This is a genomic window from Burkholderia sp. AU18528, assembly GCF_002223215.2.
Taxonomy (GTDB): domain Bacteria; phylum Pseudomonadota; class Gammaproteobacteria; order Burkholderiales; family Burkholderiaceae; genus Burkholderia; species Burkholderia semiarida.
This window is the reverse complement of record NZ_NKFC02000004.1, coordinates 816639-838219: the sequence shown is the minus strand read 5'-3', so window position 1 is coordinate 838219 and position 21581 is coordinate 816639. Positions and strand designations below refer to the sequence as shown.

The window sequence follows — 21581 nt, the reverse complement described above, 5'->3', positions numbered from 1 at the left end:
TTCCTTGAGCGAGGAGCACACCATGTTGGCAAAGTCAGGCAAGTTCTTGCGGATCCTGTTCGCGCTGTTCGCGCTCGCGTTCGCATTCAGTCCGGGCGGCGCTCAGGCGGCCACCAACCAGCTTCTGCTGTTGGTGCCCGACACGCTGACGCTGCCCGATCCGCGCGTATCCGCATGGCTCGACAGTGCGCAGGAGGAAGGGCTGCAGATCAAGGTGATGACCGACAGCCAGTTCATGGCGGCCGGCGCGTCGCTGTCGCAGTATCCGGGCCTGATCCTGCCCGATCAGGTACATACGACCGCGGCCGACACGCTGGTAACGGCGATCCAGAACTATGCGCTGAACGGCGGCAAGGTGATGCTCGTCTACGATTTCGGCGTGCTGAATTCGGCCGGCTTCTACGTCAGCCCGAAATCGCGCTTCAGCAGCATGGTGGGCGTGGACTACGTGCTGTATGACCAATACGGCGGCAACATGATCGGCCTCGGCAACGTGACCGGCATGAGCAGCTGGCTGCGCACGCTTCAGGTGCCCCCCGGCAAGTCGATGGCGTGGACCACGGCTTCGTCGAGCACCACGACCGCGAGTGCGCTCGCATCGACGAGCACGTCGGGTACGTCGGGTACGTCGACGAATTCGACGTCGGGCACCGCACAGTTTCTGGCCGCCAGCCCGTCGAACCCGGGCGGCCTCGCCAACTACAACCACGGCGCATGGTTCCAGTACGCGACGCCATCCACGGGCAGCGGCGTGCTGAACCAGACGGCTCCGAAGCTGACCGGCACGGTGACCGGCAAGCTGAAGAAGACCACGACGTACACCGCCAATTCGCTGCTGAGCACGTCGACCGGCAAGACGGCCAACACGCTCGCGTCGACGCTGGCCACCACCACCGACACGCTCGAAGGCATCTCCGGCTACGTGTACGGCTTCCTCACCTATCCGAGCTTCGTCACGCAGGGCACGTACACCGGCACGACGATCCTGACCTCGCCGACCTTCGGGCTGGTGTCCGGCTACAACACGTACGGCAACGGCGGCGTGCTGTTCGTCAACCTGCCGCTCGCCTACCTCGACGGCCAGACCGACGGCATGCTGATCCACGGCTACCTGCATTATTTCGGCACGCAGATGCTGAACCTGCCGTCGCTGTCGCCGCTGCCGAAGGCGATGGCCGGCCTCGTATTCAACTGGCACTTCTGCGCGGGCGACCAGCTCCAGCCGGCGCTCTACCTGAAGAGCCTCGGCGTGTGGAACAACGGGCCGTTCTCGCTCGTGGTCACGGCCGGCCCCGATGAAGCGGCGTTCGGCGACGGTGGCGGCCTCAATCTCGCCAACAACCCGCCCGCGCAGAATCTCCTCAAGTATTTCGTGAGCAAGGGCCATCGCGTCGGCAGCCACGGCGGCTGGATTCACGACTACTGGGGCGCGAATGCGAGCGAAACGAACGCGAGCACGTTCACGCAGTACCTGGTGATGAATCACCAGGCCGTTCAGGCCGTGACGGCCGTGCCGGATGTCGAGTACGCGGCGCCGGAAGGCAACACGCCGACCTGGTCGGTCAACTGGCTCGAAAGCAACGGCTTCAACGGCTACTACTTCACGGGGCACACCGGCTCGGCGCCGACCCGCGCATACCGCAACGGCGCGCTGCTGAACCCGGGCCTGTGGGCTTACCCGGTGATGCCGTTCGGCAAGTACGCGACGTTCGAGGAGTTCCAGCAGTACGCGGTGCCGACGGCCGACGTGAACAACTGGTATGCATCGCTGATGAACTTCGTCGTCGCGAACCGCACGAGCCGGCTGATCTATGCGCACCCGCTCGGCGCGTCGTCCTATACGTCGACGCTGTCCGCGATCTTCTCGCAAGCCAATACGCTGAAACTGACGGGTCAGTTCAAGTGGTACACGATGAGCGACATCACGACCTTCGATCGTGCACGCCTGAACGTCACGTGGTCGGCCACCGACACCGGCAGCGGCTGGGCGTTCGCCGCCAGCCACCCGACGAGCCTCGCGAACATGACGTGGCTGCTGCCGAAGAAGGGCTTCGCACTGCCGGTCATCACGCAAGGCTTCGGCAGCGTCGTCATCACCGACTCGACGTACTGGCTCGTGACCGCGAACAGCGGCACCAGTCTCAAGTTCACCAGCGCCAAGGTGCACTGAGCCGCGACATCGACATACCCGCCGGCGCGCGACGCGGCCAACGCCGCGCCCGGCGGGATTTGCGCAGGACCACCGCGCAGGAGCCCCCCATCATGAACCGGCCCGCGCTGTTCCCGGCCGCACGCGCACGCGTGACGGCCATCGCCCGGCTATGCCGCCTGTGGTGCGTCGCGTGCTGTGTCGCCGCGTGCGGCGTCGCGCTGCACGCGAGCGCCGCCGAACTCCAGCTCAACGGACTCTACCAACGCCCGGACGGCGCGATCACCGTGCGCCTGAACGGCGCCGGCATCGATCCTTACTTCGCGTCGAAGGCGCTGCTCGCCGCCGCCGACGCCGGGCTCGACGCCCATCAGGCCGCGCTCGCGTGGATCGCGTGGCTGTTGCCGCGCCAGCGTCCGGACGGCGGCTTCGATCGCTACTGCATGAAAAGCGGCCAGTACAGCGCATGCGCCGAAGCCGATGCCGACGACGCGATGATGGCGACCTGGATCGAACTGCTCGCCCGCTTCGCGCCGCCCGACGGCCTGCCCGCCGCATGGGAGCTCAGCCTGAATCGCGCCAGTGCGCACCTGGACACGCTGCTCGCCAAGCCCACGGGCGTCTATCAGATCTCGTCGACGCTGCGCGTCGCGCTGCTGATGGACAACGTCGAGGTACACAGCGCGTTCCAGGCGCTCGCGGCGTACTACGTCCGGCATGCCGACTCCACGCACGCCGGCCCGTGGAGCCAGCGCGCCGACCGGCTCGCGGCCGCGATCCTGAAGGTGTTCTGGCGCGGCACGCAGTCCGGCTTTCGCGCGAGCACGCAGCGCATCAGCGACACGACGTTCTACCCCGCGAAAGTCGCGCAGATCTTTCCGCTGCTGTCCGGCATTCAGGTACCCGAACAGTCGAACGACACGATCTACGCGCAGTGGATGCAGAAGTACGGCAAGACCTGGCTGCAACTCGCCGGCTCCGATTATCCATGGGGCTTGATCGCACTGGTCGCACTCAAGATGAACGACAGGAACACGGTCGCGTGCTGGCATGCACGATCGGGCCCGTACCGGCACGGCGCACACTGGAACGTACTGGAGGAAGCACTTTACCTGGCATTCGAAAGCCGGATGGCCGACCCGGTCGCGCCCGCTCAATGCGGCTTCACGACGGCGGCGACAACGGAGACCGCGTCACGCTGATCGACGCGTGCGCACGGTCCGGGGGAATCTACAGGGAAGGAGACGTGTCATGTGTGGCATCGTCGGCGCGGTCGCGCAACGGGACATCGTCCCGATTCTGATCGAAGGTTTGCGCCGCCTTGAATATCGCGGCTACGATTCATGCGGGGTGGCGACCGTCGTCAACGGCCAGGCACGCCGCGAGCGCAGCGTGTCGCGCGTCGCCGACCTCGACGCCCACGTGCGCAGCGCCGGCCTGGCCGGCAGCACCGGCATCGCGCACACGCGCTGGGCGACGCACGGCGCGCCGGCCACCTGCAACGCGCATCCGATCTTCTCGCGCGACGAGATCGCGCTGGTACACAACGGCATCATCGAGAACCACGAAACGTTGCGCAGGCAACTGGCCGACGAACACTACGAGTTCGACGGACAGACCGACACCGAGGTGGTCGCGCACCTGATCCACAGCAAGTATCGCGGCGACCTGCTCGCCGCCGTGCGCGACGCGACCTCGCAACTGCACGGCGCTTATGCGATCGCGGTGTTCAGCAAGCACGAGCCGCAACGGCTGATCGGCGCGCGGGCCGGCTCGCCGCTCGTCGTCGGCGTGAAGGACGGCGAATGCTTTCTCGCGTCCGACGCGCTCGCGCTCGCCGGCATCACCGACCGCTTCATCTTCCTCGAGGAAGGCGACATCGTCGAGCTGACGCCCGGCGGCGTACGGGTGCTCGATCGCAACGGCGCGCCGATCGAACGCGCGATCCAGACCGTTTCGTCCACGCAGGGCGTGGTCGAGCTCGGGCCGTACCGGCACTTCATGCAGAAGGAAATCTTCGAGCAGCCGCAGGCCGTGGCCGCGACCATTCCCGATGCCGGGCTGTTCGACCCCGCCGTATTCGGCCCGGACGCCGCGCGCGCGTTCGAACAGATCGACAACGTGCTGATTCTCGCGTGCGGCACGAGCCACTACTCGGGCCTGACCGCACGCCGCTGGCTCGAGACGATCGCGCGCCTCCCCGCGCAGGTCGAGATCGCGAGCGAATACCGCTACAGCGACGCGCTCGCGACGCCGAACACGCTGGTGGTCAGCGTGTCGCAATCCGGCGAGACCGCCGACACGCTCGCCGCGCTGAAGTACGCGCAGGCGCTCGGCCACATCGACACGCTGGCGATCTGCAACGTGCCGACCAGCGCGATGATGCGCCAGACCAGCCTGCGCTTCCTGACACGAGCGGGCCCGGAGATCGGCGTCGCGTCGACCAAGGCGTTCACGACGCAGCTCGTCGCGCTGTTCATCCTCGCCGTGACGCTCGGGCGGCTGCGCGGCTACGTAGACGACGCGCAGCTCGCGCGCTATGCGCTGCAGTTGCGGCGCCTGCCCGGCGCACTCGAGGACGTGCTCGGGCTGGAGCCGCAGATCGCGCGCTGGGCAGCGGAATTCTCGCAGCATGAAAACGCGCTGTTTCTCGGGCGCGGGCTGCACTACCCGATCGCGCTCGAGGGCGCGTTGAAGCTGAAGGAGATCTCGTATATCCACGCGGAAGCGTATCCGGCCGGCGAGCTGAAACACGGGCCGCTCGCGCTCGTCACGCATACGATGCCCGTTGCCACGATCGCGCCAAACGATGCGCTGCTCGAAAAGCTCAAGTCGAACATGCAGGAAGTGCGCGCGCGCGGCGGGCAGCTCTACGTATTCGCGGATGCCGATACGCGGATCGACAACGGCGAAGGCGTGTCGGTGCTTCGGATGCCGGATTACTACGGGCTGTTGTCGCCGATTCTGCACGTCGTGCCGTTGCAGTTGCTCGCGTATCACGCGGCGTGCTTGCGGGGCGCGGATATCGACAAGCCGAGGAATCTGGCGAAATCGGTGACGGTGGAGTGACGGGCGGTTGCTCGACGCGCGCGGGCCGGTGAAGATCGCCAACCGATCGAGCCGGCCCGCCCTGCACGATTCGCCGTCGATTCGTGCCTTGTCGAATCCCGAATACTTCGTACAATACTTAAACCCTATGCCGGCCAGTCCACCGTGGAAAGGCTGGCCGGGACCGCCTTCGCCCCGAATCGGGTAACCCCCGTTCGGCGAACGACAACGGAAACCTACCGCGCAACGCAGGCCGAATCTCTCCGGGGGCCGCAACGTGTCGACGCATGCCAGGAAGCCGCTGATATCGCTCGTCGTGCCTTTTCATGACGAAGAAGAAACGATCGACGCATTCTTTGCCGAAACGCTGCCCGTTCTGGAGTCGGTCGGCTCGGTGCGCTTCGAGATCGTCTGCATCAACGACGGCAGCCGCGACGGCACGCTGGACCGGCTGCTCTCGGTCGCCGCCGGCGACGGGCGCGTGCACGTCGTGGATCTCACCCGCCGCTTCGGCAAGGAGGCGGCGCTCACCGCCGGCATCGACGAAGCAGCCGGCGCGGCCGTGATCCTGATCGACGCCGATCTGCAAGATCCACCGGCCCTGATTCCCGCGATGCTCGAACGCTGGCACGCGGGCGCCGAGGTCGTCGCCGCGAAGCGCACCGACCGGATGTGCGATCCGCTGATGCAACGCGTGGCGGCCTCGCTCTACTACCGCGTGCACAACCGGCTCTCCGAAGTCGAGATGCCCGAAAACGTCGGCGATTTCCGGCTGATGGACCGCGAAGTCGTCGACGCGCTGCGCGCGCTGCCCGAGCGGCGGCGCTTCATGAAGGGGCTCTTCGCGTGGGTCGGCTTTCGCACCGAAATCGTCGAATACGCGCGTGCGCCGCGCAGCGGCGGCCGCTCGAAGTTCTCCGGCTGGCGGCGCTGGAATTTCGCGCTCGAGGGCATCACGAGCTTCAGCACGGTGCCGCTGCGCGTGTGGACCTACGTCGGCCTCGCGTTCGCCGCGCTGTCGTTCGTCTACGGAGCGTACATCGTGATGCGCACGCTGCTGTACGGCAACCCGGTGCACGGCTATCCGTCGCTGATTTCCGTCGTGCTGTTCGTCGGCGGCATCCAGCTGATCGGTATCGGCGTGATCGGCGAATATCTCGGCCGCATCTATCACGAATCGAAGCAGCGCCCCGTCTATCTCGTGCGGCGGCGCTACCGCGCCGAGCGCGATGCGGCCGCGCGACCGGCATCGAAGCTGCTGCAGTTCCCGCTCAAGCGCACGCACCCGGCACGCCGCCGGGCCGCGACGCCGGCGGCCGCGGGCATCGCCGCGCGCAAGGCGTCGTTCAAGTAAGCCCGGGCCACGTCAATTGGATATCCTCCGGCAATCGACGCGGCCGACGGCGCGGCCCGTCGCCGCGTGGCTGACGTCGCGACGCGTCGTCCTGTACAGCGCGCTGATGCTGGTGTCGTACGCGCTGTTCATGTCGATCTGGATCGCGGTCGTTCGTCACGCGTCCGGCAGCGGCGGCGTCATACCCCGCCCGGGGGCGGACTTCTCGGTGTTCTGGTCCGCGTCGTACGTGATGCTGCACGGCACGCCGTCGCACGCATACGATTTTTCCGCATTCTCGCGGCTGACGACCGGGCTGTTTCCGACCCTTCCCCGCGACGTCTTCGCACCGTGGCTGTACCCGCCCACCTATCTGCTGCTCGTGACGCCGCTGGCGCTGCTGCCGTTCGCGCTTGCTTATCCGCTGTTCGTCGCGTTCGGCGTGCTCATGCTCGGCCTCGCCGCGTGGTGCGTATCCGGCCTCCGCGCGATGCCCGGCGCATCGCACGCCGGCGCATTCGCGCTGGTTGCCGCGCCATGCGTGTTCGTCACCGCGACGCTCGGGCAGAACACGTTCCTGACCGCCTCGTGCGCGGCGCTGGCCGTTTACTGGGCCGATCGGCGGCCGATATATGCCGGCCTGTGCATCGCGCTGCTGTCGGTCAAGCCGCAACTGGCGCTGATGTTCCCGTTCGTGCTGGTCGCCGCGCGCGCATGGCGCACGATCATGTGGGCCGCGCTCGCGACCGGCGCGTTCGCCGCGTCGAGCGTGCTCGTCTGCGGCGTCGAGTCGCCGCGCCTGTTCGTCGCCAGCGCCGGCATCGCCCGCTCGATCGTCCTCGAGCATGGCGTCGGGTTCTGGCTCGCGTCGCCCACGCCGTTCGCGGCGTTTCGTCTCGCGGACGTGCCGCTCGGCGCCGCGTATGCCGCGCATGCGTGCATCGCCGCGATCGCGATCTCCGCCGCTTGCATCGTATGGATGCAGTCGCGCGACACCCGCGTGCGTGCGGCCGTACTGGCGGTCGCGACGCTCGTGGCGAACCCGTACGTGTGGCACTACGAACTCGCATGGCTCGCCATCGCGATCGCGTGCATGCTGTCGATCGGCTGGCGCGACGGCTGGCTGCGCGGCGAACAGGCCGCGATCGCGCTGATGTGGGCGCTGCCGATCGTCGAATACCTGAACCCGTGGCTGCAACTGCCGCAGATCGGCCCGGCCGTGACGCTCTTCGCGCTGCTGGTGCTGCTGCGCCGCGCCCGCCACGATGCTCGCAATAGTCACAACGCAAGCCGCGGCGGCACGTACACGCCGTAGTACGGCCCGACGCCCGTCGCGACGCCGGTCATCTTCACCCCGGCGACGAAGTGCCCCTGGATGTACTTGTATGCGCCGCCGAGCGACACGTCGATGTGGAACGCGGCAAATGCGACGATCGGCACGTAGGTGCTGCTCGACGTCTGCGTGACGACCGGCAGCACGACCGTCGCGCCGACCGGCACCGACGTGTAGAGCGTCGCCTTCACGCCGGTCGCGAGATAGATGCTGTCGCCGATATTGAGCGTCGTCGGGTTGCCGGTCACCATCAGGCCGCCCATCGTCGTCGTGTCGGTCGCGGTCGACTGGAACGACGTCCACTGACCGCCCATGCACAGCGCGCCATACGTCTGGCCGTTCGTGATCGAAAACTGGTACGGCAGACCCGTGAGCGGATTGATCAGCGGCTGGTTGGTCTGTGCGTTCCAGTACTGGTTGTACACGCACTGGTCGATCGCGATCGGAAACAGCCCGCCCGCCGCGACGCCGCCCGGCGCGGCGAGCACCGCGATCGCGGTCGCGCCGCCGGATGCGCCGGCGATGCCGAGCAACCCGCCGAGCAGCAGCGGAATCGAGCCGCCGTTGATGCCCGGCGCGCGCGACACGGTCACCTGCACCGCCGGCACGTCGTACGGGCCGGGCGTGATCGTGGTCGGCTGCATCGATGCGGGCGTGCGCGTCACGTTCCAGTAGCCGGTCGTCACGGTGCCGCTCGCGAGCCGCGCACCCGCCGCCGAATTCAGCGCGATCACGCCGTTCGCCGCCGGCGCGGCCTGCGACCAGTTCAGCGGCCCGCCCGTCGGCGACATCATCGCGTCGGCCGCGGCGAGCGCGGCCGCGTCCGCCGCATTCTGCAACTGGTTGCGCACCGTGGCGATCCACGCGATGTCGATCGCCAGCGCGCCGAACGACAGCAGCGGGATCAGGAACATCAGGAAGAACAGCGCGACGGAACCGCGTTCGCGCGCGGCGCCGATGCATCGCGTGCCGGCCGCGTCATTCATAGAGCATCACCGAGGTAGCCGAGATCGTCACGGGGCCGGTCAGCGCGCTGAACGCCGAACCGAGCACCAGCCCCGCATACGTGTAGGTCACCGTGACCGTCAGCGCGGTGCCCGCCGTCGTGCCGTTCGCCTGCGTCACGGTCACTGTCGGCGTCGTCGGCGTGCCGCCGGTGATCAGGCTGTTCTGCGTATAGCTCAGCGCGACGTTGGCGATCTGCGTCGGGGTCAGCATCGGCACGCGCAGCACGACGCCGGCCCGCGCGGCTTCGCGGCTCGCGTTCGTGATCACGGCCTTGTCGCATAGCAGCAGGCTCGTGTCGATGATGCCGATCAGCACCATCAGCAGGAACGGCAGCATCAATACGAATTCGAGGGATACGACGCCGCGCGCGTGGCGGGCGCCCGTCGCCCCGCGTGTCATTTTACGGCCCCCGCGGCGGGCGGCACGGCGCGCGGCTCGAGCGCGGCGCCCTTCGACGGCCGCGACGCATCGCCGACTGGACGCGCCGCGAGCTGCGTACGCACCGCCTGGTACACGCGCAGATTGTCGGCCACCGCCGACGCGGGCAGGTCCGCGGACAGCAGCTTCTTCGCCGAATCGGTGTTGCCGAGCACGCCGTACGCGAACGCGAGGTTCTGGCGCGCCTGCCACGGCGCATCGGGCAGCCCGGCCACGTCGAGCAGCACGTTCACGCCTTCGCGCGGACGATTGCTCAGCACGAGCGACAGCCCGAGGTCGACCCGCAGCCCCTGCGCGTCCGGATGCGCGCTCAGCGCGTCCCGGTACACGGTCTGAGCGTCCTCGTGGCGGCCCTGAAGATCGAGCACCGTGCCGAGCCCCTGCGCCGCGAGCGGCAGGTTTGGCTGCGCGGCAAGCAAGTCGCGATAGCGGCGCGCGGCCTCGTCGAGTCGCCGCTGTCGCAACGCGACGCGCGCGAGCCCGACCTGCGGGCCCAGTTCGGCCGGCGCAAGCTGCCGCGCCTGCTCGTACAGAATACGCGCGCGCTCCAGATCGCCGGCGCGATAGTTCACGTCGGCAAGCCCCAGTTGCGCGGCGAGCGAATCGGGATGCCGCGCCAGCACCTTCGCGTACAGCGTCGACGCGAGATCGACGTTGCCGCCGGCCAGCGCGCTGTCGGCGATGCGCAATTCGGCCTGCGGGTCGTCGCTCTTGTGCGACAGCGCCGGCCGCGTCTGGATACCCGGCGCGCAGCCGCCGGCGAGCAGCGGCAGCACGGCCGCGAAGGCGAACGCACGGAGCGCGGGGCCTGTCATTTGAACACCTCGAGCAAACGGATGGCCGCCGGGCCCGCCGCGATCAGGCCGACCGTCGGCAGGATGAACAGCATCATCGGCAGCGTGATCTTCGGCGCGAGCTTCGCGGCCTGCTCCTCGAGCGCGACGATCTGCTCGGTGCGCTCGCTGCGCGACAGCGTTCGCAGCGCCTGCGTGATCGGCGTGCCGAACCGCTGCGATTGCGTGAGCGTCGTGGCGAGCGACCGCGCCGACGCGAAGTCGACGCGGATCGCGAAATGCGTGAGCGCTTCGGACACGTTGCCGCTCAGCGTCAGCTCGTCCGCGCACACCGTCAGCTCGTCGGCGAGCGGCGGGCAGATACGCTTGAGTTCGCGCGCGACGCGCCGCACGCCCGACACGAGGCTGTTGCCGGCCATCGTGCAGATCACGAGCAGGTCGAGCGCATCCGGAAAGCATGCGGCGATGATCCGCCGGCGCCGCCGGATCATCGCGCCGAGCACGTATTCCGGCACGATCACGCCGACCACGAACGCGGCGACCATCGCCACCGCCCGGATCACGAAGTATTCGCCGAAGCGCGGAATATACGGGCTGAACACCATCGCGACGCCGGCGAACAGCACGCCGCAACTGAGCTTGATGCCGATCATCGACGACACCGCGCGCCGTTCGCGAAAGCCCGCGCGCGCCAGTTGCAGCGCGAGCTTCGCGCGCTGCATCGGATCGAGCACGGGCAGCCGCTCGCCGAGCTGCGCGAGCCGCCGCGTCAGGTCACGACGCACGTCGCCCGGCTGCAGGCGCCCCGTTCCCAGCGCGGGCGACCGCTGTCCGGCGGCCTGCTGCACGCGCATGGCGATGCGCCGGCGCGTGCCGCCGCCCGGCGTCGCGAGCGCCGCCGCGACGCACGCGAGCAGCAGCAACAGTTCGAGGCCGCGGGCGGCCAGCATCGACATCGTCATCGTGCAGTATCCAGTTTCGAGATCTTGCGAATCGTCACCAGTCCGATCGTCAGCAGCGTCGCGGCGATCGTCAGCATCACGCGTCCGGCATGCGTATCGAACAGCAGCATCACGTATGCGCGGTTCACGAGGAACAGCGCGCCGATCATCACGAACGGCACCGCCGAGATGATCTTCGTCGTGATCCGCCCCTCGGCGGTCAGCGCGCGCGTCTTCAGGCGGATGTCGCGGCGCGTGCGGATGATGCTCGACAACTCGTCGAGCGTCTCGCCGAGGCTGCCACCGGTCTCGCGCTGCAGCAGCAGATAGACGGTGAAGAACGAGAAATCCGCGATCATCAGCCGGTCCGCCGCGTGCGTCAGCACGTCCTTCAGATCCGCGCCGACGCGCAGGCTGTCGCCCATCGTGCGGAAGGTCGAGCGCACCGGCTCGGCGGCGCTATCGCCGACCGTGCTGATCGCCTGCGTGACCGGAATGCCCGCGCGCACCGCCCGCACGATCAGGTCGATCGCGTCGGGGAACCCCTCCAGAAAGCGCAGCCGGAAGCGCTCGACCAGCGCGCGATAGCTCGCGCGCATCGCGATCAGCGGCAGTCCGACATAAATCGCCGGATGCACCACGCGCGGCAGCGCCACGAGCTTCACCACGACGATCCCCGCGACCGCGCCGGCGATCGTGCTCGCGATGACGATCCGCAGCCCGCGCTCGCCGCCGACCGCGCGCACGCGCGTCACGTAGCGCTGCACCCATGCCCGCACGCGGGTCTGCCGGCGCGGCAGGTTGAACAGCGCGACACCGGCCCCGGCTGCCGCACCGGCGGCCCGGCCCGTCAGCGATGGCGCAATGCGCTGCATCCGCGCGCGAATGCGCTGCTCCGGCGTCTGGCGCGCACGGTCCAGCAACGCCGACAGGCCGAGCCCCACCGCGAGGATCACGACGAAGGCGCCGAGCGCGAACAGGTCCGCCGTCCTCATTGCCGGAACGCCTCGGTAAGCGCGTCCTCGACGCCGTAGTACGCAGCGCGCGGCGCGAAGGCGGGCCGCAGCGACGACGCCTCGAACACGCCCTTCACCGCGTCGCGCGTCGTGTCGCCTTCCTGGCGGAACGCGAACAGGTCCTGCGTGATCACGACTTCGCCTTCCATCCCGACGATCTCGGTGATCCGCGTCACGCGGCGCACGCCGTCGCGCATCCGCTCGACCTGCACGAACAGATGCACGGCGCTCGCGATCTGGCGCCGGATCGACAGCAGCTGCAGGTTCGCGTTCGCCATCATGACCATGCTTTCGAGCCGGCTGATCGCGTCGCGCGGCGAGTTCGCATGGATCGTCGTCATCGAGCCGTCGTGGCCCGTGTTCATCGCCTGCAGCACGTCGAATGCCTCCGCGCCGCGGATTTCGCCGAGGATGATGCGGTCGGGCCGCATCCGCAGCGCGTTGCGCACGAGATCGCGCTGCGAGATGCCGCCGAGCCCTTCCGTGTTCTCCGGCCGCGTCTCGAGGCTCACCACGTGCGGCTGCAGCAGTTGCAGCTCGGCGGCGTCCTCGATCGTCACGATCCGCTCGTGCTCCTCGATGTGCTGCGACAGCGCGTTGAGCAGGGTCGTCTTGCCCGACCCGGTGCCGCCCGAGATCACGATGTTCAGCCGGCACGCGCATGCGATCTTCAGGACCTGCAGCATCCCGTGCGAGATGTTGCCCTGATGCGCCATCCGCGCGAGCGTGATGTCGCGCTTCGCGAACTTGCGGATCGAGATCGACGCGCCGCGCATCGCGATCGGCGGCAGCACCACGTTCACGCGGCTGCCGTCGGCAAGACGCGCATCGACCATCGGGCTGCTCTCGTCGACGCGGCGCCCGACCGCCGCCGCGATCCGCTGCGCGACGCTCGTCACGTGCGCGTTGTCGCGAAACTTCAGCGGCGTGAGCTCGAGCCGCCCCGCGCGTTCGACGTACACCTGGTCGGGGCCGTTCACGAGGATGTCGGACACGGTGTCGTCGGCAAGCAGCGGCTCGATCGGCCCGACGCCGAACATGTCGTTCAGGATCGCGTCGACGATCAGCACCTGCTCGCCCGTGGTGATCTTCAGGCGCTCGCGCTCGACCGTGTGCGCGGCCACCTGTTCGATGCCGGCCCGCACTTCGTCGCGCGTCTTCATCAGCGCGGCCGACATGTTCATCGACGCGAACACCGCCGAGCGGATCGCGTCGAACTTGCCGGAGCGGATGAGCGCCTCCTGGGTATCGGCCGTCGCGGCCGCACGCGCCGACGTGGACATGGACGCCGGCACCGGGCTTACGGCCGGCGCGGGCGCAGTGTCGTGCGGCGCGGGGCGAGAACCCGCCGGCGCAGAGTCCGGTGTCGGCTGCTTGCGGGTACCGAACGTCACGATCCCTTCCTCCATTTGATGAAGCGCGCATACCACGGCTCGGCGACGGCCATCGATTCGCCGGTGATGCCGTTCGCGAGCAGCCGGATCTCGTCCAGGAAGCCGCGGCGTTTCGAGCGTTCGATCGGCTCGCCCAGGTTCTCGGCGATCGCGAGCGACTGTGCCTCGTGCGGCAGCTCGCGCAGTTGCACACCGCCGAACGCATCCTCGAAATCCGACTGCGCGACGCGCCCCTTGACCGGCTCGAGCGGATTGTTCAGCACCATCGACAGCAGCCGCTCGCCCGGCATTTCCTTCACGAAGCGCGCAAGCCGTGCGGCCTCGTACGCGGCGTGCACCGACCGGTCGGCGACGATATAGACGAGATCGGACGCCGTCAGCGCATCCTCGAACAGCTTGCCGGCGCGGTAGCCGACGTCGAACAGCACGTAATGGAAGCGGTCCTTCAGCATGTCGACGAGCTGCGCGATCGCATCGTCGCGCAGCAGCGCGTCTTCGCCGTATGCGAGTTCGGCCGACAGCACGTGCAGGCGGTCGCCCTTCGTGACGAACATGCGGTCGAACAACGCGTCGTCGGGGCGCCGTTCCATGTTCAGCAATTCGATCAGCCCGTTGTTGCTCGACAGCCCGAGCATCGAGTTCGCGGCGCCGCCATGCAGGTTCAGATCGACGTACGCGACGCGCCGCCGCTTCTCCCCCGCCAGGCAGCGCGCGAGGCTGACCGCGATCGTCGTCGCGCCGACGCCGCCGCGCGCGCCGACGAAGCTCACGATCTTGCCGGTACGCACCTGCACGACCGACTCCGTCGTGGTCAGCGCGCGCCGCATCAGCTCGACGGTCAGCGGCTTGACGATGTAGTCCTGCACGCCGATGCCGAGCAGGTTGCGGAACAGCCCGACGTCGTTCTGCGTGCCGATCGCGACGACCCGCACCGACGGATCGCACACGTCCGCGAGCCGCATCAGGTCCGACACCGGCAGCACCGAATCCGACACGTCGACGATCAACTGGCGCGGCGAACGCTCTTGCTGCTGCAGCAACCGGATCGCGTCGTCGCAGTCGCCCGGGTGCACGTGGGCGCGCGCGATCGACAGATCCTGCGCGACGCGGCGGATCACGTCCTCGCTGCCGGCATCGGACACGACCGCGAGGAGATCCGCCGCTCCGGCGGAGGCGGCGCGCTTGGCGTTCTGGCGGTCGAGGACGTTCATGGGCGGCATCGCGATCGCATCGTCAGTGGGTCAATGACCGGACGAGCCGGTCGTCGTCAGCGTCTTGCCCGGCGCGGGCTGCTTCACGCGGTCCTCGACGTAGCGGCGCACCGCGTCGGCCGCCACTTGCGCATCGGCGCCGCCGTACGGCACGGGCGCGACGAGGTCTTCCGGCCGCGCGAGCATCGTCGCGAGATTCGTGTAGGTCGCGCAGCCGAACGGCACGCCGGGCCGCCCGAACCCTGCATCGACGAGATGCGACGGCTGCATCAGCTTCGCGCAGTCGGGCGGCACCGCGCGCACGCCGTCGAAGCCGATCGCGCGCGCATCGGGCAGGTTGATCGGCGGCGGCGCCGACAGGCAGGCCGCGAGCGCCAGCGGCAACGGTGCGGTGAACAGGGTTCGAACTCGCATGCGCGCTCCTTGGCTCAGTACACGAAGCCCGCGGCGCCGACGAGACGCGGCGTGTCGCCCGACAACAGGTCCAGCCCGAGATTGCGCTGGATCGCGAACTCGAGGTCGCTGCTCGGCCGCGCGACGGTGTCGAGCGCCTGCTCGAGCTGGCCCGGCCCGGTCGGCTGCACGATGTACGGCGTCACGATCACGACGACCTCGGTCTTGTGGTCCTGGAAGTTCTTCGATGAAAACAGCCGGCCGATGATCGGCAGCCGGCCGAGCCCCGGGACCTGCGACACGGTATCCGCGGTCTGGCTCTGCAGCAGGCCGCCGATCGCGAAGCTCTGCCCGCTCGACAGCTCGACCGTCGTCTCCACGCGCCGCACGGAGAGCCCCGGCACCGTGATGCTGCCAGTCGTCACGCTGTTGCTCGTATCGACCTCGCTCACTTCCGGGCGCACCTTCAGGCTGATCCGGTTGTCGGCGAGCACGGTCGGCGTGAAGTCGAGCGACACGCCGAACGGCTTGTACTCGACCGTGATCGCGCCGGTCGTGTTGCCGGCCTGCGCGACCGGAATCGGAATCTCGCCGCCCGCGAGGAAGCTCGCGGTCTGCCCGGACATCGCGGTAAGGTTCGGCTCCGCGAGCATCGTGATCAGCCCTTCCTGGTCGAGCGCATCGAGCACGACGTCGATCGACCAGCGCCCCGTATGGAAGCCGCCGAGCACCGAATACGCGCCGCTCGGCGACAGGTTGAACAGCTTGTTCGTCGGATCGAACAGCGTGCGTCCGTTGAACAGCCCGCCGACGAAGTTGCCTGCCGCGCCGAGCGAACTCCAGTTGATGCCGAGCTGCTGCGTGATGTTGCGGCTCACTTCCGTCACGCGCACGCGCAGGTTCACCTGGATCGGGCGCGACAGCGTGAGCCGGTTGACGATCTTTTCCTTGTCGCTCACATAAGGCGCGAGCGACTGCATCACGGCGTCCGCGTCGGCCGCGCTCGGCACCTTGCCCGACACCATCAGCGAGCCGGGCGCGCCGGACACCGACAGCTTCAATTGCGGGAAGCGGCTGTCGAGCACCGTCTGCAGCGATGCGGTATCGACCTGCACGATCACGGTCCGGCGCAGGATCGGCCGATGATTCGCGCCGAGCGCGATCAGCGAGGTCGTGCCGGCCTTCTTGCCGAACACGAACACGGTGCGCGGCGACGGCACCTGGATGTCCGCGATGCTGGGGTCCGCGACGAACATCGCGGTCGCCGGTTCCGGCAACGACAGCATCTCGCCCTTGCCGGTCGCGATCGACAGCGCCGCGACGGCGTCCGCCGCCTGCGCGCGCTGCGCGAGCGCGGCGCCCGGCGCGACGACGCAGGCCACGCACCAGAAAGCGATCCAACGAACCGTGCGCACCATTCGTGTTCCCGTCAAATGCCGGCCGCCGGGCGGCCGGTTCCGAATCGACACCTCGTCATCGCGTCACTGCGCGACCGCCGCCCGCGGCACCTGCGCCGTCGCGTCGGCGGCGGCAGTGCCCGCTGCGGGCGCAGCCGGCGCAACCGGCGTGCCCGGCCAGCCGGATGGCAACGGCGGAAGGCCCGGCGTACCGACACCACCGCCGCCGCCACGCGAGCCGTCATCCACCGATGAACCGCGATAGATCACCACCGTATTGCCCTGCGGTGCCGGCCGCGCGCCCGTGTCGGCTTTCGCGGACGGCGAGCGCGCCGCGTCGCGGAACGCGCGCGATACGTCGCCGGCCCACACCGGCGGCGTATCGGGCTCCTGTTCGGCGCCGCCCGCCGCATCGCGGCGGTCGCTCGTCGCGAAGCTGCGCAGCGCGAGCGACAGCGAACCGAGGCGCGTCGCGACCAGCACGACCTGCGCCGTGCGCGGCGCGACCTCGAGCGTGACCGTGCGCGCGCGCACCGGTGCATCGGGCGCGCTCGCGGGCGCCTTCGCGCGCTGGAATTCCGAGCCGACGGCGAGCACGCGAGCACGGCGCACGACCGTCTCCGCTTCGAACGTGCCGGGTGTCGTCGCGGACCCCCCGATCTGCTGCGTGAGCACGACGTCGACGAAGTCGCCCGGCTGGATCAGCCCTGCGTTGCCCGACACGTCGTCGACCGGCACCGAGATCGCGCGCATGCCCGGTTGCAGCGCGGCCGCGAGAAAGTCCGGCGCGCCAGCCGGAATCACGTTGTCCGCGCGGATCGGCGTACCGGCGTCGACGCGGTTGCGCAGCAGCGCACCCTTGAGCTCCGCGCCCGGCTGGGACTCGACGAATGCACCGGCCGGCACCTGCGCGCTCGGGATGCGCTTCCACGCGAGATCGTTGTCGCGCAGCAGCAGCCCTTCGGGCAGGTCGGCCGCCGCGACGCGCACGTTGACGTCGCTCGCCGCGCCGGGCGCCGCCGGCGTCGACGCGGCGACATAGAGCTGGCGCAGGACGAACGCACCGACGGCGGCAGCGATGATCAGCACGGCCATTCTCAGAGGTTTGGGCATGGCGGCGTGCGTCCCCGCTAGGTGAGCGAAACCGCGTGTGGAAACGGCGCCCAGACGGCCAGTGCGCCGCCGAGCGAAAGCGCGACGCCGTACGGCACGCCGCGCGTGTCGATCGTGCGCGCCGGTGCGATGCGCCAGCGCTGCCATGCGACGGCCGCGAGCACGGCGAGACCGCACGCCGCGCCGCTCGCGCCGACGATCGTCAGCACCGGCAGCGCGAGGCCCGGCCCGGCCCACAGGAAGACGGCCGCCGCCAGCTTCACGTCGCCGCCGCCGATCCAGCCGGCGTGACGCAGTCCGGCGAACAGCAGCAGCATCGCCGCCGCGGTCCCCACGTGAGCGGCGAGCTGCGCGAGCCCGTCGCGCGCGAGCGCGGCCGCGACGAAATACAGCATCGCGAACGTGAGCACCGTGCGGTTCGACAAGCGCCGCGTGCGCACGTCCTGCAGCACGAGCGACACCAGCACGAGCGTCGCCGCCGACTGTACGAGATGGAGCATCGGAGAGCCGTCCGTCGGCGCGCCCCGGCTGGATACGGTACCGCTGCGGATCCGTGTATTCGTCGGCGGCGCGCGGGTTCAGGGAGGTCAGATCAGCGCGGTGACCTTGTTCATCAGCGACGTGAACACGGCCGGCAGGCCACCGGTGTTGCTGCTCAGGATCACCCCGACCGCCGCCAGCGCGACGACCACGATGCCGGCGAGTACCGCGTATTCGAGCGAGCTGACGCCGCGTTCATCACGCAGCAGGGATTTGACGTAGTGCAGCATGCCAACCTCCGTGTGACGGGGTCGTTGATCGACCGTTGAATGTAAAGACGCGGTGTTGCTTCGGTGGCGCACTGCGTTCGCCCATTCATGACTCATGCGACAGCCTGGCAACGGGCCGTTCGCATCCCCCGGAATCCATTCGATCGCTGCAACGCGCGGACGTCGGCAACGGCCATTGCCAGCGCCCGCTTGTTGCGTGCCCGCATCGGCATGATGCGGATCAGCCTGATTCGTCTAGGGTATAGACAATTTTTTCGGCGTTTTCAAATAATTTAGCGTCGAAATGTATTTATGAAAATGCCCGTGCACAAGTGAATCCGGAACTCGACGCGCGGGGTAATTACTGCGCCCTCCATGATGTCATCGTGAGCCCGATTAAGAATCCTTACTGCTTCGGATGGGCGATTTCCGGAACCGGGAACAATTTACGCATTTGTTCAATTTTTGACCGCCGCGCAATCCTCCTTATTACCTGGGTATCGATCCTTGGCGATCGATCCGGGCACCACGTGCTGCTCGATCGGCGTCGCACGGCGTGATCCACGATTGCACTTTCCAGGTCCATTCACGTGCCGTCACGACTGCGGACAATAACGCGCGGCGGCGCCTTCCGGTCAAGGGCGATTGCGCGGTTCCGCCACGTCGAGAGACCGCGGCGGAGACCGGCGAATGCCGAGACGCGCCACCCCGAGATCCCCGCCGCTCAGCGACGTGTGCTCGAACCGCTGGAACGACTCGGCAATGTGCTTGCGCAGCAGCGCGACGTCCCATGGCTTGATCAGCAGCTTCTGAACGGACCCGTTGCCGGACGCGTCGGCGATCGACGCGCCGTCGCCGTAGCTGGACAGCAGGATGCGCACGATGTCCGGGTACAGCGCCTTGACCCGCTGCAGCAGGTCGAGCCCGGACACGCTCGACATCCGGAAGTCCGACACGATCACGCCGACGCGATGCTGGGCCAGCAGGTCGAGCGCTTCGTCGGGATCGGTGGTGTCGAGAATCTCGTAGCCGTCGCGGCCGAGCGCCTGCCGGAGCATCTGCAGCACCGCGCGGTCGTCGTCCACCAGCAGCAGCGTGCGGTGCAGCAGTTCGCGCTGCCGGCAGTGCTCGGGCAGCTCCGAGCCGGCGGACAGCATGTCGGCGATCTCGTCGCCGGTGACCGGATGGCTGAAGTAGTAGCCCTGCATCGCATGGCAGCGATGCCGGTTCAGGAACGACAGCTGGGCTTCCGTCTCCACGCCCTCGGCCACCGTCTCCATGTGCAGCGACTCGGCCATCGCGATGATCGAGCGCGTCAACGACGCGCCTTCCGCGCTGGTGGTGACGTCGCTGAGGAACGAACGATCGATCTTGACGACGTCGATCGGCAATTCCTTCAGGTAGGACAGGCTCGAATAGCCGGTGCCGAAATCGTCCAGCGACAGCACGACGCCGAGCGCCTTCAGTTCGCGCAGCGTATGGGCGATCGCATTGGAGTCCTCCATCAACACGCTTTCGGTCAGTTCCAGTTCGAGCGAGTCCGGCTCGAGACCGGTTTCCGCGAGCGCGGTGCGCACCAGGTGGGCCACGTCCTGCTGCCGGAACTGGCGCGCGGACAGGTTGACGGCAATCCGGATCGGCGGATGCCCTTCCCGGCGCCACGCGACGGCCTGGGCGCACGCGGTGCGCAACACCCATTCTCCGATCGGCAGAATCAGCCCGGTTTCTTCGGCGATCGGGATGAAGCGGTCGGGCGGAATCACGCCGATTCCCGGACGTCGCCAGCGAATCAGCGCTTCGACGCCGCTGATCTGGCCGGTCTTGAGATCGACCTTCGGCTGATAGTACAGCTCGAGTTCGCCATTCGACACGGCCTGGTGCAGCGCGTTTTCGAGGATGGCGTGCTCCTCGACGCGCGCGCCCAGTTCGCGCGTATAGAAGCTGTAGCAGTTGCGTCCGTGTTCCTTCGCGCAATACAGCGCGGCATCGGCCGTCTTCAGCAGCGTCTCCGCGTCGGTGCCGTCGGTCGGGTAAAGGCTGACGCCGACGCTCGTCGTCACGTGCAGGTCGTGGCCGTCGAGCACGAACGGCGCGAAGAAGGTGTCCAGGATCTTGCGGGCGATCGCGTCCGCGTCCGACGCCGTCGACAGGTTGACCAGCATCACGACGAACTCGTCGCCGCCAAGCCGCGCGACCGTGTCGCCGTCGCGCACCGAACTCTTGAGCCGCGCGGCGACGACCCGCAGCAGCCCGTCGCCCGCCGAGTGGCCGAAGCTGTCGTTGATGTGCTTGAAGCGGTCCAGGTCGAGCACCATCACCGCGATCAGTTGCCCGGTGCGCCGCGCCTGCGACATCGCCTGCTCCATCCGGTCGCCGAGCAGGTTGCGGTTCGGCAGGCCGGTCAGCGCGTCGTGATTGGCGAGGTATTCGATGCGGCCCTGCTGCATCTTGCGCTCGGTGATGTCCTGGACGATGCCGCGCAGGATGATCGCGTGATTCGGATCGCGGCCGGACTCCGCCTGATGCAGCACGTAGCGCTCGGTGCCGTCCGCATGGATCAGCCGATGCTCGATCGAGAACGCGACGCCTTCGGTGCGCAGGCTCGCGTAGGACTGCACGAGGAGCGGCTGCTCGTCGGGCGGAACGGCCTGCACGAGGCGTTCGAACGTCGGCGGCGTGTGGGCGGCGTCGAGCCCGAGAATCCGGTACAGCTCCGGCGACCAGTAGCCGTCGGTCCGCCCCGCCTGGTATTCCCAGTTGCCGAGGTGCGCGAGCGCCTGCGCATGCGTGAGGCTGACTTCGGTCGTCGCCAGCTTTTCGACCGCCGCGGCCGCGCGCAACAGATAACGGACCCGATAGCCGAGCAGTTTCCACCGCATCGGCTTGGACACGAAGTCGGTCGCGCCGGCGTCGAACGCGCTGGCGATCGACGCGTCGTCGTCGTTGCCCGTGAGCATGACGATCGGCACGCGGCGGCCCTCGGGCAACGCGCGCAGCGCCCGGCAACAGTCGAATCCGTCGCCGCCGGGCATTTCGACGTCGAGCAGCACGACGACCGGACGATGACGCAGGAACGCATCGATGCCCGCCTGCGGACCCGTCGCTTCCTCGACGCGAAAGCCTTCCTGTTCGAGCGTTTCCACGACCAGCAGGCGCGTCATTGCATCGTCGTCGATGATCAGAATCGTCGGTACATCGGCATGCTCGTCGTTCACGACCGTCCTCCTGTTGTACTGCCGCGCGATCGTCATGGCGATCGGCCGG

The 21581-nt window shown here is 68.4% G+C and carries 18 protein-coding genes; 5 read left to right on the top strand and 13 right to left on the bottom strand.

The genetic code is table 11. The annotated features are described in order from the left end of the window. Nucleotides 1–22 precede the first annotated feature (22 nt). The 5 genes from CFB52_RS06660 to CFB52_RS06640 all read left to right on the top strand — a co-directional run bounded on the left by CFB52_RS06660 (nucleotide 23) and on the right by CFB52_RS06640 (nucleotide 7845). Nucleotides 23–2170 (top strand): hypothetical protein, encoded by a 2148-nt coding sequence (locus CFB52_RS06660; RefSeq protein WP_099316283.1) that lies wholly within the window; start codon nucleotides 23–25, stop codon nucleotides 2168–2170. A 92-nt stretch (nucleotides 2171–2262) separates the two neighbouring features. Next, nucleotides 2263–3351 carry a hypothetical protein gene (locus CFB52_RS06655; RefSeq protein ID WP_099316282.1) on the top strand — a complete coding sequence of 363 codons (1089 nt, stop codon included), beginning with the start codon at nucleotides 2263–2265 and terminating at the stop codon, nucleotides 3349–3351. A 49-nt stretch (nucleotides 3352–3400) separates the two neighbouring features. Continuing rightward, complete coding sequence (glmS, locus tag CFB52_RS06650) at nucleotides 3401–5218, top strand: glutamine--fructose-6-phosphate transaminase (isomerizing) (RefSeq protein WP_060011658.1); 1818 nt, start codon at nucleotides 3401–3403, stop codon at nucleotides 5216–5218. A 256-nt stretch (nucleotides 5219–5474) separates the two neighbouring features. After that, the gene (locus CFB52_RS06645; RefSeq protein ID WP_059573833.1) at nucleotides 5475–6551 is read left to right on the top strand and encodes a glycosyltransferase family 2 protein; all 1077 of its coding nucleotides are present in this window, start codon (nucleotides 5475–5477) and stop codon (nucleotides 6549–6551) included. A 16-nt stretch (nucleotides 6552–6567) separates the two neighbouring features. Next, nucleotides 6568–7845, top strand: coding sequence for a glycosyltransferase family 87 protein (locus CFB52_RS06640; protein ID WP_059573834.1), 1278 nt, complete (start codon nucleotides 6568–6570; stop codon nucleotides 7843–7845). On the opposite strand, the gene CFB52_RS06635 is transcribed toward CFB52_RS06640, so the two are convergent. The 13 genes from CFB52_RS06635 to CFB52_RS06575 all read right to left on the bottom strand — a co-directional run bounded on the left by CFB52_RS06635 (nucleotide 7809) and on the right by CFB52_RS06575 (nucleotide 21532). Next, nucleotides 7809–8849: a TadG family pilus assembly protein gene (locus tag CFB52_RS06635; RefSeq protein WP_059573835.1), complete on the bottom strand. Its 1041-nt coding sequence runs from the start codon at nucleotides 8847–8849 to the stop codon at nucleotides 7809–7811. The genes CFB52_RS06640 and CFB52_RS06635 overlap by 37 nt on opposite strands. After that, entirely contained in the window at nucleotides 8842–9270 is a 429-nt protein-coding gene (locus CFB52_RS06630) for a TadE/TadG family type IV pilus assembly protein (RefSeq protein WP_059573836.1), read from the bottom strand. The genes CFB52_RS06635 and CFB52_RS06630 overlap by 8 nt, the downstream gene beginning before the upstream one ends. Next, nucleotides 9267–10124: a lipopolysaccharide assembly protein LapB gene (locus CFB52_RS06625; protein ID WP_059573837.1), complete on the bottom strand. Its 858-nt coding sequence runs from the start codon at nucleotides 10122–10124 to the stop codon at nucleotides 9267–9269. Before CFB52_RS06625 ends, CFB52_RS06630 begins: the two co-directional genes overlap by 4 nt. Next, nucleotides 10121–11065 (bottom strand): type II secretion system F family protein, encoded by a 945-nt coding sequence (locus tag CFB52_RS06620; protein WP_099316281.1) that lies wholly within the window; start codon nucleotides 11063–11065, stop codon nucleotides 10121–10123. The genes CFB52_RS06625 and CFB52_RS06620 overlap by 4 nt, the downstream gene beginning before the upstream one ends. Beyond that, on the bottom strand, nucleotides 11062–12039 hold the full coding sequence (locus CFB52_RS06615) for a type II secretion system F family protein (RefSeq protein ID WP_099316280.1): 978 nt from the start codon (nucleotides 12037–12039) through the stop codon (nucleotides 11062–11064). Before CFB52_RS06615 ends, CFB52_RS06620 begins: the two co-directional genes overlap by 4 nt. After that, the gene (locus CFB52_RS06610) at nucleotides 12036–13454 is read right to left on the bottom strand and encodes a CpaF family protein (protein ID WP_099316619.1); all 1419 of its coding nucleotides are present in this window, start codon (nucleotides 13452–13454) and stop codon (nucleotides 12036–12038) included. The genes CFB52_RS06615 and CFB52_RS06610 overlap by 4 nt, the downstream gene beginning before the upstream one ends. Continuing rightward, entirely contained in the window at nucleotides 13451–14674 is a 1224-nt protein-coding gene (locus tag CFB52_RS06605; protein WP_099316279.1) for an AAA family ATPase, read from the bottom strand. Before CFB52_RS06605 ends, CFB52_RS06610 begins: the two co-directional genes overlap by 4 nt. 21 nt (nucleotides 14675–14695) lie before the next feature. Beyond that, nucleotides 14696–15079 carry a CpaD family pilus assembly lipoprotein gene (locus CFB52_RS06600; RefSeq protein ID WP_099316278.1) on the bottom strand — a complete coding sequence of 128 codons (384 nt, stop codon included), beginning with the start codon at nucleotides 15077–15079 and terminating at the stop codon, nucleotides 14696–14698. A 14-nt stretch (nucleotides 15080–15093) separates the two neighbouring features. Continuing rightward, on the bottom strand, nucleotides 15094–16476 hold the full coding sequence (locus CFB52_RS06595; protein ID WP_059573842.1) for a type II and III secretion system protein family protein: 1383 nt from the start codon (nucleotides 16474–16476) through the stop codon (nucleotides 15094–15096). Nucleotides 16477–16539: 63 nt separating this feature from the next. Next, nucleotides 16540–17568 (bottom strand): Flp pilus assembly protein CpaB, encoded by a 1029-nt coding sequence (gene cpaB / locus CFB52_RS06590; RefSeq protein WP_059573843.1) that lies wholly within the window; start codon nucleotides 17566–17568, stop codon nucleotides 16540–16542. A gap of 17 nt (nucleotides 17569–17585) precedes the next feature. Next, on the bottom strand, nucleotides 17586–18068 hold the full coding sequence (locus CFB52_RS06585; RefSeq protein ID WP_059573844.1) for a prepilin peptidase: 483 nt from the start codon (nucleotides 18066–18068) through the stop codon (nucleotides 17586–17588). Between the two features lie 87 nt (nucleotides 18069–18155). Continuing rightward, nucleotides 18156–18338 carry a Flp family type IVb pilin gene (locus tag CFB52_RS06580; RefSeq protein ID WP_059573845.1) on the bottom strand — a complete coding sequence of 61 codons (183 nt, stop codon included), beginning with the start codon at nucleotides 18336–18338 and terminating at the stop codon, nucleotides 18156–18158. Nucleotides 18339–18952: 614 nt separating this feature from the next. Then, nucleotides 18953–21532 carry an EAL domain-containing protein gene (locus CFB52_RS06575; RefSeq protein WP_099316618.1) on the bottom strand — a complete coding sequence of 860 codons (2580 nt, stop codon included), beginning with the start codon at nucleotides 21530–21532 and terminating at the stop codon, nucleotides 18953–18955. Nucleotides 21533–21581 lie beyond the last annotated feature (49 nt).

What these genes read in the sequence shown, in the direction of transcription:
- CFB52_RS06635 (WP_059573835.1), bottom strand. Translation starts at nt 8,849, where the DNA reads ATGAATGACGCGGCCGGCACGCGATGCATCGGCGCCGCGCGCGAACGC.
- CFB52_RS06585 (WP_059573844.1), bottom strand. Translation starts at nt 18,068, where the DNA reads ATGCTCCATCTCGTACAGTCGGCGGCGACGCTCGTGCTGGTGTCGCTC.
- CFB52_RS06600 (WP_099316278.1), bottom strand. Translation starts at nt 15,079, where the DNA reads ATGCGAGTTCGAACCCTGTTCACCGCACCGTTGCCGCTGGCGCTCGCG.
- CFB52_RS06660 (WP_099316283.1), top strand. Translation starts at nt 23, where the DNA reads ATGTTGGCAAAGTCAGGCAAGTTCTTGCGGATCCTGTTCGCGCTGTTC.
- glmS (WP_060011658.1), top strand. Translation starts at nt 3,401, where the DNA reads ATGTGTGGCATCGTCGGCGCGGTCGCGCAACGGGACATCGTCCCGATT.
- CFB52_RS06620 (WP_099316281.1), bottom strand. Translation starts at nt 11,065, where the DNA reads ATGACGATGTCGATGCTGGCCGCCCGCGGCCTCGAACTGTTGCTGCTG.
- CFB52_RS06605 (WP_099316279.1), bottom strand. Translation starts at nt 14,674, where the DNA reads ATGCCGCCCATGAACGTCCTCGACCGCCAGAACGCCAAGCGCGCCGCC.
- CFB52_RS06630 (WP_059573836.1), bottom strand. Translation starts at nt 9,270, where the DNA reads ATGACACGCGGGGCGACGGGCGCCCGCCACGCGCGCGGCGTCGTATCC.
- CFB52_RS06625 (WP_059573837.1), bottom strand. Translation starts at nt 10,124, where the DNA reads ATGACAGGCCCCGCGCTCCGTGCGTTCGCCTTCGCGGCCGTGCTGCCG.
- CFB52_RS06615 (WP_099316280.1), bottom strand. Translation starts at nt 12,039, where the DNA reads ATGAGGACGGCGGACCTGTTCGCGCTCGGCGCCTTCGTCGTGATCCTC.
- cpaB (WP_059573843.1), bottom strand. Translation starts at nt 17,568, where the DNA reads ATGCCCAAACCTCTGAGAATGGCCGTGCTGATCATCGCTGCCGCCGTC.
- CFB52_RS06655 (WP_099316282.1), top strand. Translation starts at nt 2,263, where the DNA reads ATGAACCGGCCCGCGCTGTTCCCGGCCGCACGCGCACGCGTGACGGCC.
- CFB52_RS06595 (WP_059573842.1), bottom strand. Translation starts at nt 16,476, where the DNA reads ATGGTGCGCACGGTTCGTTGGATCGCTTTCTGGTGCGTGGCCTGCGTC.
- CFB52_RS06580 (WP_059573845.1), bottom strand. Translation starts at nt 18,338, where the DNA reads ATGCTGCACTACGTCAAATCCCTGCTGCGTGATGAACGCGGCGTCAGC.